The organism is Streptomyces flavochromogenes, assembly GCF_000717595.1.
Lineage (GTDB): Bacteria > Actinomycetota > Actinomycetes > Streptomycetales > Streptomycetaceae > Streptomyces > Streptomyces flavochromogenes.
On record NZ_JNZO01000002.1, the window covers coordinates 176,065 to 188,948 of the forward strand.

A 12,884-nucleotide genomic window follows, 5' to 3' on the forward strand; every position below is an offset into this window, starting at 1 on the left:
AAAGTGGTCGGCGTATGAGGAATGCGCGACTGCCCCGGGGCGGAACCCACCCGCCCCCTTTCCAGGACCTGGATGATGACGCACCTGCCCGATGCCTCCGAGGGGGATGACACGCCCGGTGGTGGGCGGCGGGCCGCAGGCCGGGTCGGGCGGGCGCTCTCCCCTCGGGGTGCGCTCGCGCTGCAGAGCGTGGACGGCGCCCTGTCCTTCGCCCTGCGCGCCGCCCTCGCCATGGCCGTGCCCGCGCTGCCGTTGGCCCTGGCCGGGCGCGCCGATCACGCCGTCTACACGATGCTCGGTTCCTTCACCACCACCTTCGGCCGCAACCTGCCCTACGCGCGGCGGGCCCGGGTGCTCGCGCTCGTCGCGGTGGCCATGACGGCATGCGTGGGCTGCGGTTCGGTGCTCGCCGTGTGGGCGCAGCCGCGGGACGGGGGAGCGGGCGCCGCCGTGACGGTCGTGGCGACGGCGGTGGTGGCCGGTGCGGCGAAGTTCGCCTGTGACGCGGCCCGGCTGAGCGGCCTCGGCGCGATCCTGCTGCTCTTCTCGTTCGCCGTCGCGGCCAACGGCTCCACCGATCCCGCCGACATCCTCCTCCAGACGGTCCTGGCCGCGATCGGCGCGGCGGTGGCCTGGGCCCTCGCCGTTCTCGGGTGGTTCGTGCACCCGGACCGGCCGCAGCGCCTGGCCGTGGCGGCGGCGCTGCGCGAGCTGGCGGACCTGTGGGAGGCGGCGGGCACGGGGAGCGGCAGCGGGCTCGTACGGCACCGGGCGACGGCCGCCGTCCTCCAGGCGTACCGCACGCTCGGCGTCCTGCCCCCGAGCACCGTCCAGCGGGGCGGCCGGGGCGACACCTGCCTGCGCCTCACCGACCTCGCGTGGGCGCTCCTGGTCGGTTCCGCGCGGCGGGTGCCGGACGACCCCACCGGCCTGGCGCGGAACCTGCGCCGGCAGGTCCGGTCGCTGGTGAGCCGCCGCCGGCGGCTGCCCCGGATACTGCCCGAGCTCGCGGTCCTGTCCCTGATCGCCCAGGGTTCCGCCGTGCCGGGGGCGATTCCGTCCGGTGCCACCACCTCGCGGGCCACCCGACTGCGGGCGGCGGAACTCGTGTGGGGGAGGGGGGATCCCGGCGCGGAGGCAGCCGGTCGGGTTGCTCCCGGCCGTACGGCGATCCTGCTGGTTCCCGCCCTGCGCATGGTCCTCGGGACCGGCCTCGCCGGTGGGGCCGCCCTGCTGTTCGGGCTCGGCCACGGCTACTGGGCGGCGATCTCCGCCGCCGCCGTTCTGCACTCGATCAACGTACGGACGGCGGCGCAGCGGGCCGTGCAGCGGACCCTGGGCACGATGGCCGGCCTGGTGCTCGCGCTCGGCGTGCTGGCCGCGCGCCCCGATCCCGTCGTCCTCGTCCTGGTGATCGTGCTCCTGGAGTTCCTCCTGGAGTACGTCGTCGCCCGCAACTACGGTCTCGGCGTCGTCTTCCTCACCCCGCTCGCCCTGCTGCTCACCGATCTGGCCGCGCCCTCACCGGCCGGGGACCTCGTCCAGGACCGGGCGCTGAGCAGTCTGCTCGGGGTGGGGATCGCGCTGGTGTGCGCGCTCGTGGTGGTCCACGACCGGGCGGCCGTACGGGCGCAGCGCGCGCTCACCGCGTGCCGGGCGGCGTCGGACCGTGCCGAACGGGCCCTGGACGAGCGGGCGATGGAGTCGTTCCCGGTGGTTCAGGGTCACCTCGCGGCCGCGGTCGTGGAGTTGCGGGAGGCGGACGACGCCGCAGCGGGCGAGCTCTGGCCGGCGGAGATCGACCCCACCGAACTCGCCGCGGCGGAACACCGCGGCTACGTCCTCCTGGAGCGGCTCGCCCGAGGGTGATGACGAACGGTCAGCCGGTGGGCTCGATCGTCACCTTGACGTGCTTCATGATCGGCTGATCGCTCTGCGTGCTGTAGTCGACCAGTGCGCAGAGCACGTTCATCTCCGGCATGTAGCCGGCCGCGCAGCCCCGGGGGATGTCGTACGGGATGGCGAGGTAGCCGCTGACGGACCGTCGGCTGCCGTCCTTCGCGGTGCTCGTGATGTCGACGGGTCCCATGTCGGCGATCCCGCGTTCCCGCATGTCGGCCCGGTTCATGAAGACCAGCGTGCGCAGGTTCCTGATGCCGCGGTAGCGGTCGTTGTCGGAGTAGATGGTGGTGTTCCACTGGTCGTGGGACCGCATGGTGCCGAGGGCGAGGGTGCCCGGCTCGGGCACCACGTCGGGCAGCGGGGCGCTGGAGAACTCGGCGCGACCGGACGGGGTGAGGAAGACCAGTTCGCGGGCCGGCTGCTTGATGCGGAAGCCGAGCGGGAGACGCACCCGCCGGTTGAAGTCCTCGAAGCCGTCCAGGGCCCTGGCCATGGTGTCCCGGATGCGGTCGTAGTCCTCGATGTACCACTCCCAGGGCGTCGCGCTGTCGGGCAGCGCGGCCCGCGCCATGCCGGCGACGATCGCGGGTTCGGACAGCAGGTGCGAGGAGGCCGGGCGCTTCATGCCGATCGACAGATGGACCATGCTCATCGAGTCCTCGACGGAGGTGCTCTGGATGCCCTTGCGCTGGTGGTCCTTCTCGGTGCGGCCGAGGCACGGCAGGATCAGTGCCTGCTTGCCGTGGACGAGATGACTGCGGTTCAGCTTGGTGCTCACCTGGACGGTGAGGTCGCAGGTGCGCAGCGCCGCGTAGGTGAGCGGGGTGTCGGGAGCGGCGAGCGCGAAGTTTCCGCCCATGCCGACGAAGACCTTGATCTCGCCGCGCTGCATCGCCTCGATGGTGCGCACGGTGTCCATCCCGTGCTTGCGCGGCGGTTCGATCTCGCAGACCTCGGCGAGACGGTCGAGGAACGCCTCGCTGGGTCGGTGGTCGATGCCGCAGGTGCGGTTGCCCTGGACGTTGCTGTGTCCGCGGACGGGGGAGGGGCCGGCGCCCTCGCGCCCCAGGTTGCCTCGGAGCAGCAGCAGGTTGACGATCTCCCGGACGGTGTCGACGCCGTGCTCGTGCTGGGTGAGGCCCAGGCACCAGCTGACGATGGAGCGGTCGGCCTCGCCGTACACGCGTGCGGCCTTGAGGACGTCGGCGCGGGTCAGTCCTGACTGCCGCTCGATCTCCTCCCAGGGCGTGGCCTCGCACAGCGCGCGGTACGCGTCGAAGCCGCTCGTGTGGCGGTCGATGAACTCCCGGTCGAGTGCCTTGGGGTCGGTCGCGGACTGTTCCAGGACCGCCTTGGCCATGCCGCGGAGCAGCGCCATGTCGCCGCCGATGCGCGGCTGGAGGTTCAGCGTGCTGGTCTTCGTCGCCTTGAAGAGGGCCATGTCCGTGAAGTCGTGCGGGACGATGGTCCGGGTGGCGGCGGCCTCGACGAGCGGGTTGACGTGCACGATCTGCGCGCCGCGGTGGTGGGCCTCGGCGAGCGCGGTCAGCATCCGGGGTGCGTTCGAGGCGGCGTTCACCCCGAGGATGAACAGTGCGTCGGCGGTCTCCCAGTCCTTGAGGTCGACGGTGCCCTTGCCCGTGCCCAGGGAGGCCTGGAGGGCGCGGCCGCTGGCCTCGTGACACATGTTGGAGCAGTCGGGCAGGTTGTTGGTGCCGAGCTCACGGGCCATCAGCTGGTAGAGGAAGGTCGCCTCGTTGCCGAGCCGTCCCGATGTGTAGAAGGACGCCTGGTCGGGGTTGTCGAGGCCGCGCAGGGAACGCCCGACCACCTCGAACGCGTCCTTCCAGGTGATCGGGACGTAGTGGTCCGACTCCGGGTCGTAGACCATCGGCTCGGTCAGTCGGCCCTCGTTTTCGAGGTCGTAGTCGCTCCACTCGGCGAGTTCGGACACCGAGTGCGCGGCGAAGAACTCGGCTCCGACGCGCTTCCGGGTCATCTCCCAGGTGACGTGTTTGATGCCGTTCTCGCAGATGTCCAGGTGCAGGCCCTTGGTGTCGTCGGGCCACGCGCAGCCGGGGCAGTCGAAACCGGTGTTCTCGTGGTTCATCCGCATGATCGCGCGTGGGCCGTCGACGAGGGCCCCCTCGCGGACGAGGAAGCCGGTCACGCTCTTGGCCGCGCCCCAGCCCGCCGCGGGGTGGTGGTAGGGGTGGAACTCGGGGTCGCCCTCGGGGGTGGGGCCCACCCGGTGTTCCACGGGCTCCGAGGCGCCGGGCGTCGGGGGTTGCTGCGCGTCCTGGTCGGTGCTCAAGGCTGTTCACCCTTTCACCTGCGGAGATCTGGGGCACGACGGAACAGGAAGTCGCCCCTTCGGGCAGGTTATGCCCGCCGCATCACGGGTGCCACTCAGCCTCGAAAGGCCGTACGGGCTGCGTCCCGGATCAAGCGCGCCTACGCTGACGCTGTCCATTTCGTTACATATATGCGCGATTGCCTGTCGGCGGGAGTCCCATGGTCGTCGTACAACCCGTCGTCGCCCCGTCATCCCGGGCGGCCGTGTTCCTCGTGGCCACCGTCAACCCCGGCGGCGAGGCCACGGTGCGGGGGGCCCTCCAGGACCTGTCGGGGCTGGTCCGGTCGGTGTCCTTCCGCTACCCCGACTCCGGCCTCACCTGCGTCGCCGGGATCGGCTCCCAGGGCTGGGACCGGCTCGTCGGCGGTCCGCGTCCCCGCGAACTCCACCCCTTCCCGGCCCTCAGGGGCCCCCGCCACCGGGCCCCGGCCACCCCCGGTGACCTGCTGTTCCACGTCCGTGCCGGGCGCATGGACCTCTGCTTCGAACTCGCCCGGCTGATCGTGGAGAGCCTGGGCCCCACCGTGACCGTCGTCGACGAGGTGCACGGCTTCGCGTACTTCGACGAGCGCGACCTCCTCGGCTTCGTCGACGGCAGCGAGAACCCGGGCGGCCAGGTGGCGGCCGAGGCGGTCCACATCGGCGACGAGGATCCCGACTTCCGCGGCGGCAGCTACGTCATCGTGCAGAAGTACCTGCACGAGATGCCGGCCTGGGACGCGCTGACCGTCGAACAGCAGGAGCACGTCATCGGACGCGCCAAGGCGTCCAACGTGGAGATGCCCGACGACGTCAAACCGTCGAACTCGCACGTCGCGCTGAACACCATCGTCGACGAGGACGGCGTCACCCGGCAGATCTTCCGCGCGAACATGCCGTTCGGCCGGATCGGCGGCGGCGAGCTCGGCACGTACTTCATCGGCTACGCGCGCACACCCGCCGTCACCGAACTGATGCTCCGCAACATGTTCCTCGGAGACCCCCCGGGCAACACGGACCGCATCCTCGACTTCTCCCGTGCCGTGACCGGCGGCCTCTTCTTCGTGCCGAGCGCCGACCTCCTCGACGACCTGCCCGCCGCGCCGCCGGACGCCGCCGTCCGCCAGGGAGACTCCCTGGGCATCGGCGGCCTGAAAGGAGCCTGACTCCCCATGACGACCCCCGACGCCACGACCCCCGGCCCCACGAGCGACCCGTACCACGGCCCCGACACGAACAACCTGCACCGCGAACTCGCCCCGATCACCCCTGCGGCCTGGGCCGAGATCGAGGAGGAGGCCCGCCGCACGTTCCGCCGCAACGTCGCAGGCCGCCGCGTCGTCGACGTCCCCGACCCCGGAGGTCCGGACCTCGCCGCCGTCGGCACGGGGCACCTCAGCGACATGGGCTCGCCCGCCCCCGGCGTCACCGCGCGGCTGCGCGAGGCGAGACCGCTGGTCGAACTCAGGGTGCCGTTCACCGTCGACCGGTCCGCCGTCGACGACGTCGAGCGCGGCGCGAAGGACTCCGACTGGCAGCCCGTCAAGGACGCCGCGCGCGCCATGGCGTTCGTCGAGGACCGCACGATCTTCGACGGGTTCGGGGCGGCCGGTGTCGACGGCCTGCGCGCCAGGTCCTCCAACCCGCTCGTCGAGCTCCCCACCGAGCCGCGCGACTACCCCGACGCCGTCAGCCGGGCCCTCACCTCCCTGCGCCTCGCCGGCGTCGACGGCCCCTACGCACTGCTCCTCGGCGCCGACGAGTACCGGGCGGTCAGCGAGACCTCCGACCACGGCTACCCGATCGCGGCCCACCTCGGCCGCATGCTCGACGGCTCGCCGATCTGGGCACCGGCCCTCAGCGGCGGCTTCGTCCTGTCCACCCGGGGCGGCGACTTCGAGCTGGTCCTCGGCCAGGACCTGGCGATCGGCTACACGGGCCACGACGCGAACAGCGTGCAGCTCTACTTCCAGGAGACGCTGACCTTCCGTACGTACACCGACGAGGCCGTGGTCGTCCTGGAGGCACCGGGCGCCTGAGGATCCGGGGACCCGAGAGCCGGGAGGCCACACGCCGTGAAGAGTCCGCTGCTGCTCTCCGCCGTACCCCGCCTCGCCGTCTCGGCGCTGGTCGGGGCGGCGGTCGGCGTCGTCGTCGGCGCCACCACCCACGTGCCGCTGGGCGTCCTCTCCGCGATCGCCGTCGGGGAGACGCTCTTCGTCGTCGCCGGATGGGTCACGCTGTGGCCCATGGACGCCACCACCACCCATCGCAACGTACGCCGCGAGGAGTTCCGGCCCGTCGTCGAGGAGCTCGCCGTCGTCGGGACGGCGGTGGCCGGACTCGTCGGCATCATCGTCCTGCTCCTGGTCGGCAGATCGGATCTGAGCCACGCCGCCGCGGCGACCGCGCTCGCCGGGGTGTTCATGGCATGGGCGGCGCTGCACCTGATGTACGCCACCCGGTACGCGTACGTCTACTACCTGAAGCCCGGCGGCGGGATCGACTTCAACTCCCGGGAACCGCCCCGCTACAGCGACTTCCTCTACTTCAGCTACAACCTCGGCATGACCTACCAGGTCTCCGACACCGACGTCTCCAGCACGAGGATCCGCGCGATCGCGCTCCGTCACTGCCTGCTGTCGTACGTCTTCGGCGTGAGTATCCTGGCCACCACCATCAATCTCGTCACGGGCATCGTCACGGGCTGAGGCGGTTCCGCACGGAGACTGCACCCCTGGAGAGCACGTCATGACCACGGCCGTCGTCGTCGGTGCAGGGCCCAACGGGCTCGCCGCCGCCGCCCTGCTCGCGCGCGAGGGCCTGGAGGTCACCGTCCTGGAGGCCGCCGAGGAGATCGGCGGCGGCACCCGCAGCTTCGAGGCGATCCTGCCCGGTCTGCTGCACGACCACTGCTCCGCCATCCACCCGATGGCCGTCACCTCTCCCGCCCTCCGCTCGCTCGGCCTGGAACGCCACGGGCTGCGCTGGCGGCAGCCCGAGATCGACTGCGTCCACCCCCTCGACGACGGGACGGCCGGTGTCCTGTTCCGGTCCGTGGCGGAGACCGCCACCGGGCTCGGCGTCGACGGCGCCCGCTACCGGGCCCTGGTGGAGCCCTCCGTACGGCGGTGGGACATGCTCGCCCCCGACGTCATGGGCCCGCTGCTCCGGATCCCGGCGCATCCGCTGCCGCTGGCCCGTTTCGGCCTGCCGACCGTCCTGCCCGCCTCCGCCCTCGCGCGGCTCTTCCGCACGCCGCAGGCGCGGGCACTGTGGGCCGGAGTGGCCGCGCACTCCTTCCGCCCGCTCTCCGACCCGTTCAGCTCGGCCATCGGGCTCGGCATCCTCACCGCCGGGCACGCCGCCGGATGGGCCGTCGCCGAGGGCGGCTCGCACTCCATCGCGCGCGGCATGGCCGCCGTACTCGCCGAGCACGGCGGCGCGATCCACACCGGCGTACGAATCACCGACCGCAGACAGCTCCCGCCCGCCGACGTGACCCTCCTCGACCTGGACCCCGGCCAGGTCGCACGCCTCTACGGCGACCGGCTGCCGGCGCGGGTGTCAGCCGCGTACCGGCGCTTCCGGCGCGGCCCCGGAGCCTTCAAGCTCGACCTCGCCGTCGAGGGCGGGGTGCCCTGGACGGACGAACGGGCCCGGCGCGCCGGCACCGTGCACCTCGGCGGTCCGCTCGCCGAAGTGGCCTTCACCGAGAAGGAGGTGACGGAGGGCCGGATGCCCGAGCGGCCCTTCGTGCTCGTGGGACAGCAGTACCTCGCCGACCCCGCCCGGTCCGTCGGCGACGTCCACCCCGTCTGGACGTACGCCCACGTCCCGTACGGCTACGAGGGCGACGCGACGGAGTCGATCCTGCGGCAGCTCGAACGCTTCGCGCCCGGCGTCCGCGAACGCATCGTGGGCCGACACCTCACCCGCCCGGCCGACTTCGCCGCCGCCAACCCCAACTTCGCCGGCGGCGACATCCTCACCGGAGCCAAGACCGTCCCCCAACTTCTCCTGGGCGCACGCCCCGCGCTCGACCCGTACGCCACCTCACTGCCCGGCGTGTTCCTCTGCTCGGCCGCCACCCCGCCCGGCCCCGGCGCCCACGGCATGTGCGGCGCGGGAGCGGCGGCGTCGGCCCTGCGCCACCTCGGGGCGAGGGCCTCGTGGCAGGGCGGCCGGCCGGCTAGTCGCCGAGGGACAGCACGACCGCCGTGGCCGGCCCCTCGGGAGTCACGTACGTGACGGTGTCGCCCGCGCGGTGACCGAGCAGCGCGGCGCCCAGGGGGCTGTCGGCGGTGACCATCGTCCGGTCGAGCACGGCGGCCACCTCGCCGATCTGGACGGTCGACTCCGTGCCGTCCTCGAAGCGCACGGTCACGGTGGTGCCCACGCCGACGGCGTCGGTGGGCGGTGCGCCCGCGGCGTCCGCCTCGCGCAGCCGTCCTCCGATCTCGTCAATGCGCCGGTCCAGCCGGTCGAGTTCCGTGGCGCGCTCCAGCTCGTCGGCCTGGTCGGCCCGGTCGCCGGTCTGGTCGCCGCCGCCGTCCTTGAGGGTGACGGCGACGGCCTCGCGTTCGGTGCGGAGGTCGTCGAGCTCCCGCTCCAGTGCCTCGCGGGCGACGGCGCTGATGGGCTCGGGTCCACCGGTCATTGCTGCTCCCGTGGTGCGGCGGCACGATGACGTGCCGCAGGTCAAAAGCGGCATTTCTGACATTATCAGTCAGGTCGGCGGCCGTCGTCACAGGGGAGACCCGCAGGGTCTCCGGTTCAGTTCTTGCTGGGGCTCGGGCTGCTCGGGGCCGCCGCCGTGACCGGGATGTTGAAGACGTGGTCCGGGGTCACGACGCGGGTGATCGCCTCACCGAAGAGGGTGCTGGGTTCGTTGCCGTCGTGCAGTATGTCCGTGTTGAGGAGGACGACCAGGGTGGCCCGCGGCTCCGGCAGGTAGATCGTCAGCGACTCGTACCCGGGCAGGGAGCCGTTGTGGCCGATCCAGCCCTGGACGTTGAAGATGCCGAGTCCGTATCCGGCGCCCGGGATGGCCGTCGGATAGACCTTGAGGCGCTCCGCCTGGGTCTCCGGAGTGAGCAGCGTGCCGGTGGCGACCACCCGCGCCCAGGTGCGCAGGTCCTGGAGGTTCGAGATCATCGCGCCGGCCGCCCAGCCCCAGGAGGGGTTCCAGTTCGTGGCGTCCTCGACCTGGCCCGAGGCGGTCTGGATGGTGTAGCCGTGTGCGTGCGGCTCCGGGAACGCGGCGTCGGTCGGGAAGACGGTGTGGTCCAGGCCCGTCGGGTCGAGCACGTTCTTCTGGATGAAATCGTGCAGCGGCGTGCCGCTGACCTTCTCCACGACGAGTCCGAGCAGGATCAGGTTGGTGTTGCAGTAGTCGAACTCGGCCCCGGGCTGGAACTGGATCGGGTGCTTGAACGCGTAGTCGAGCAACTCCTGCGGGGTGAAGGGGCGATCGGGGTTCGAGGTGAACGCCTTGTAGAAGCTCTCGTCCGCCGAGTAGTTGAAGAGCCCGCTGCGCATGGACGCGAGGTTGCGCAGGGTGATCCTGTTGCCGTTCGGCACGCCGTCGACGTACTTGGAGATCGGGTCGTCGATGTTCAGCCTGCCCTGATCGGCGAGTTGGAGCAGCGCGGTCACCGTGAACGTCTTGGTCTCGCTGCCGATCCGCATGTACAGGTCGGGCCGCATGGGCTGCCCGGTCTCCTTGTCGGCGACGCCGAAGGAGCGGATGTACGTGCCCTTGCCGGGCGCCGAGAGCCCGACTGTGACACCGGGGACGCCGGCCTCCTTCATGACGTCCTGGATCGCCTTGTCCAGGCGTTCGGTGACGGCCGGGGTGAGTTCGGGGAAGTCGCCCTGTGTCGAAGACGTCACGGGCGCCAAGTAGGGCCCAGGGATCGAGGGTTGGGCCGCGGCCCGATAGGGGCCCGGGGTGGGTGGTTCGGCGGCGAGGGCGGTGCCCGCGCCCAGCGGGGCGGCGAAGATTCCGAGAGCCGCGATTCCCGCGCAGACGCGCCTGCGGCATGTGCGTGAGTACCTCACGGCGGCCTCCTGCCGGCCGGGGACAACACTCCACTCCCAGGCTAGGCCGGGGCGCCCCGCCTCGCACGGTGACTCAGCGGCGTGGTCTGTTACGTTGCCGATGCCCGGGCCACGGAAGAGGTGGGCCGGACCCGCGAACGAGAGGGAGACCCGCACGATGGCCGTCATCCACAAGACCACCATGCAGCCCACCAAGCTGGAACTGCTCACCGAGTGGCTCCCCACCCGCGCGTGGCACACGGGCGGGGAGGCGCGACCGGCGCGGGTCGGCGGGTTCCGGCTCGACGACCCGGCGGGCGAGGTCGGCATCGAGTTCATGGTGGTGACCGACGGCGAGGGTGACGAGGCCACCGCGTACCTCGTCCCCCTGACGTACCGCGGAGAGCCGCTGGACGGAGCCGAGCACGCCCTCGTCGGCACCTCCGAACACGGCGTGCTCGGCACGCGATGGATCTACGACGGCACTCACGACCCCGTGCTCGCGGCCCAGTTGCACGCGCTCCTCACCGGCCGCGCCCAGGCACAGGCCCAGTCCCTGACCGACGCGCCGGACCTCACCGTCGCCGTCTCGCCGGTACCGGCGGACGGCACGGCCGCGGCGGAGCTCGTACGGGTCACGGACGGCCCGGACCACACGGACGTGGTGGTGCGGACCGCCGACGCGGCCGCCCCGCTGACCCTGCGCGTCCGGCGGGTCCTCGGCGCCGGCACGGACCTGGCCCCGGGTGACGGCGGCGGAGTCACCGCCGAGTGGCGGCTCCCCGACGGAACCGCGGTCCGGGGCGTGTTCGCCGTCGCGGGCACCGGGACCGGGTCCTAGCGCGGGCTTCGGAGAGGGCGGGGACCGGCGTTCATGGGAGCGTCCATCGACGGATTGATCGAGGCACGAACGGCCGGCGCGGCCTGGGAGATGGAGGTGGATCTCTTCGACTTCGACCTCGGGAAGCAGCGGTACGCGCGCGAGTGCCTGTTCGGTTTCGGCGGCGGACTCGGTGTGGACCGTCCCCTGTTCGACGCGCGGGGATGGCCGGAGGACTCCTGCGACGAGGTACCGAAGCGGTGTGACGAACTGAACCACAGCCACTCCTACGCGACCTGGGCCGAGATCGCGGCGGTCGACTGGGACGCGCCGGTCTGCGACGCCCCCGACGGACACCGGGTGGGGGAGTGGCGGCCGGGGCCGGACGGCGCACTCGTCCTGCGCGACGTGCTCTGGACGCCGGCCGAGGTGGACGCCACGGCGACGGAGCTCTTCGGCGAGGAACTGTGTCCCCATGAATGGCCACCGGGCGGCGAGGTCCGGCTGAACGGCGCCGTCTACCGTCCGGTGGTCCTCACGCCCGGGATGATCGTTCCGCCGGACGGCGACTGGGCGCCGGTGTGGGCGTCGATGCGGTCTCTCGCGGCCGAACACGGCGACGAGAACGTCCGGCTGGTGGTCTGGTTCGGCTGAGCGCCCCGGGCGGGACCCTGGCCCGACGCACAGGCCGCACCCTAGACCCAGTTGACCTCCGCCGCGGCCAGCAGCGGGTCGTCCACCAGCTCCCACAGCGGGACCGCGAAGTTGCCCGTGCCGTAGCGGCCGCCGAAGTGGAGGCCGAGGACACGGTGGTCGGCGAGGTCGAACACCGGGGATCCGCTGTTGCCGCCGAGGGTCGAGCAGTCGTGCTTCAGGACCAGGCCGCCCGGGGTGAACTCGGTGGCCGCACCCGGCTGGAGCCGCTTCACGTTGTAGACGTCCATGAAGATCCGGCGCATCGACTCCGGCTCGTTGCGCCGGCCGTCCCAGGCCGGGTAGCCGACCACGTACACCTGGCGGCCCGGGACGCTCGCCGGGGCGTCGGCCGCGACCGCGAGCGGGGCGGGCAGGGAGCCGTCCGCCGACGGTTCGATCCGGAGCAGCGCCATGTCGACGTCCGGATGGATGCCGATGATCTCCGTGATCTCGTACGGCACCGAAGCCCCGGGCGGCGGCTCTCCCGCGAGCGGCAGCTCCTCCGCCGGGTCGACCCGCGCCGACATCCCGTAGTCGAAGGTCCACCGGCCGTCGCCGTTCGCCGACCGGGCGAACTCCACCGCCACATGACGGTTCGTCATCACCGCGCGGGGGCCGACGACGAAGGCCGTGCCGACCCAGTCCAGGCGCGGATGGCCGGACACCTCCACCCGGCCGACCCGGGCCAGGGACTCGCGGATCGCGGGCCGTTGGCCGTCGAGGACCGCCCACTCGTCGTGCTGCGGGGCGAAGTCCTGGCGCTGCACGAGGATCGCCGGGCGTCCCTCCATGAGCACGATCGCCTCCACACCGAACGACTCGTCGCCGTCGAGCTCGTCCTCCCGGTGCGTGGCCAGCTTCTCGAGACCGCTGACCCCGGCCTCCAGGACGCGCGCCCGTTCCTCGCGCGCGAAGCGGGAGATCTCGGAGGCCGGCGCCGCGGCGGCGGGGAGCTCGAAGGTGGACTCGGTGATCTCCGCCTCCAGTTGGCCGCGCACCCGCGCGGCGACCTCTTGCAGATCCCCGAAGATCCGCTCGGTGGCGGTCGCGACCGGCGACACACCCCGTGATCCGTTCGGCATGGTTCAC

Annotated in this window: 11 protein-coding genes; 7 read left to right on the plus strand and 4 right to left on the minus strand. The window is 72.2% G+C overall.

Features of this window, described 5'->3' with window-relative positions:
• Window positions 1-72: 72 nt before the first annotated feature.
• Window positions 73-1,869, plus strand: coding sequence for an FUSC family protein (locus tag IF00_RS0102935; RefSeq protein ID WP_388308068.1), 1,797 nt, complete (start codon window positions 73-75; stop codon window positions 1,867-1,869).
• A 10-nt stretch (window positions 1,870-1,879) separates the two neighbouring features.
• Here IF00_RS0102935 and IF00_RS0102940 read toward each other — a convergent pair whose 3' ends face one another.
• Window positions 1,880-4,162, minus strand: coding sequence for an FdhF/YdeP family oxidoreductase (locus IF00_RS0102940; protein WP_030313861.1), 2,283 nt, complete (start codon window positions 4,160-4,162; stop codon window positions 1,880-1,882).
• A gap of 254 nt (window positions 4,163-4,416) precedes the next feature.
• Here IF00_RS0102940 and IF00_RS0102945 point away from each other — a divergent pair, with 254 nt between their 5' ends.
• The 4 genes from IF00_RS0102945 to IF00_RS0102960 are packed head-to-tail and all read left to right on the plus strand — an operon-like array spanning window position 4,417 to window position 8,488.
• Window positions 4,417-5,403, plus strand: a complete 987-nt coding sequence (locus IF00_RS0102945; RefSeq protein WP_030313863.1) for a Dyp-type peroxidase — start codon at window positions 4,417-4,419, stop codon at window positions 5,401-5,403.
• Between the two features lie 6 nt (window positions 5,404-5,409).
• On the plus strand, window positions 5,410-6,276 hold the full coding sequence (locus tag IF00_RS0102950) for a family 1 encapsulin nanocompartment shell protein (protein WP_245234409.1): 867 nt from the start codon (window positions 5,410-5,412) through the stop codon (window positions 6,274-6,276).
• Between the two features lie 36 nt (window positions 6,277-6,312).
• Complete coding sequence (locus IF00_RS0102955) at window positions 6,313-6,948, plus strand: DUF1345 domain-containing protein (protein WP_030313867.1); 636 nt, start codon at window positions 6,313-6,315, stop codon at window positions 6,946-6,948.
• Between the two features lie 40 nt (window positions 6,949-6,988).
• On the plus strand, window positions 6,989-8,488 hold the full coding sequence (locus IF00_RS0102960; RefSeq protein WP_078944510.1) for a phytoene desaturase family protein: 1,500 nt from the start codon (window positions 6,989-6,991) through the stop codon (window positions 8,486-8,488).
• Here the strand turns inward: IF00_RS0102960 and IF00_RS0102965 are convergent.
• Both IF00_RS0102965 and IF00_RS0102970 read right to left on the minus strand, forming a co-directional pair.
• Entirely contained in the window at window positions 8,430-8,897 is a 468-nt protein-coding gene (locus IF00_RS0102965) for a GreA/GreB family elongation factor (RefSeq protein WP_030313872.1), read from the minus strand. The two genes, IF00_RS0102960 and IF00_RS0102965, sit on opposite strands and share 59 nt — an antisense overlap.
• Window positions 8,898-9,013: 116 nt before the next feature.
• Window positions 9,014-10,300 carry a serine hydrolase domain-containing protein gene (locus tag IF00_RS0102970; RefSeq protein WP_051819736.1) on the minus strand — a complete coding sequence of 429 codons (1,287 nt, stop codon included), beginning with the start codon at window positions 10,298-10,300 and terminating at the stop codon, window positions 9,014-9,016.
• A gap of 157 nt (window positions 10,301-10,457) precedes the next feature.
• Here IF00_RS0102970 and IF00_RS0102975 point away from each other — a divergent pair, with 157 nt between their 5' ends.
• Window positions 10,458-11,120: a maltokinase N-terminal cap-like domain-containing protein gene (locus IF00_RS0102975; protein ID WP_030313876.1), complete on the plus strand. Its 663-nt coding sequence runs from the start codon at window positions 10,458-10,460 to the stop codon at window positions 11,118-11,120.
• A 33-nt stretch (window positions 11,121-11,153) separates the two neighbouring features.
• The gene (locus tag IF00_RS0102980) at window positions 11,154-11,753 is read left to right on the plus strand and encodes a hypothetical protein (protein ID WP_030313878.1); all 600 of its coding nucleotides are present in this window, start codon (window positions 11,154-11,156) and stop codon (window positions 11,751-11,753) included.
• Between the two features lie 41 nt (window positions 11,754-11,794).
• Here IF00_RS0102980 and IF00_RS0102985 read toward each other — a convergent pair whose 3' ends face one another.
• On the minus strand, window positions 11,795-12,877 hold the full coding sequence (locus IF00_RS0102985; protein WP_030313879.1) for a trypsin-like serine peptidase: 1,083 nt from the start codon (window positions 12,875-12,877) through the stop codon (window positions 11,795-11,797).
• Window positions 12,878-12,884: the final 7 nt, after the last annotated feature.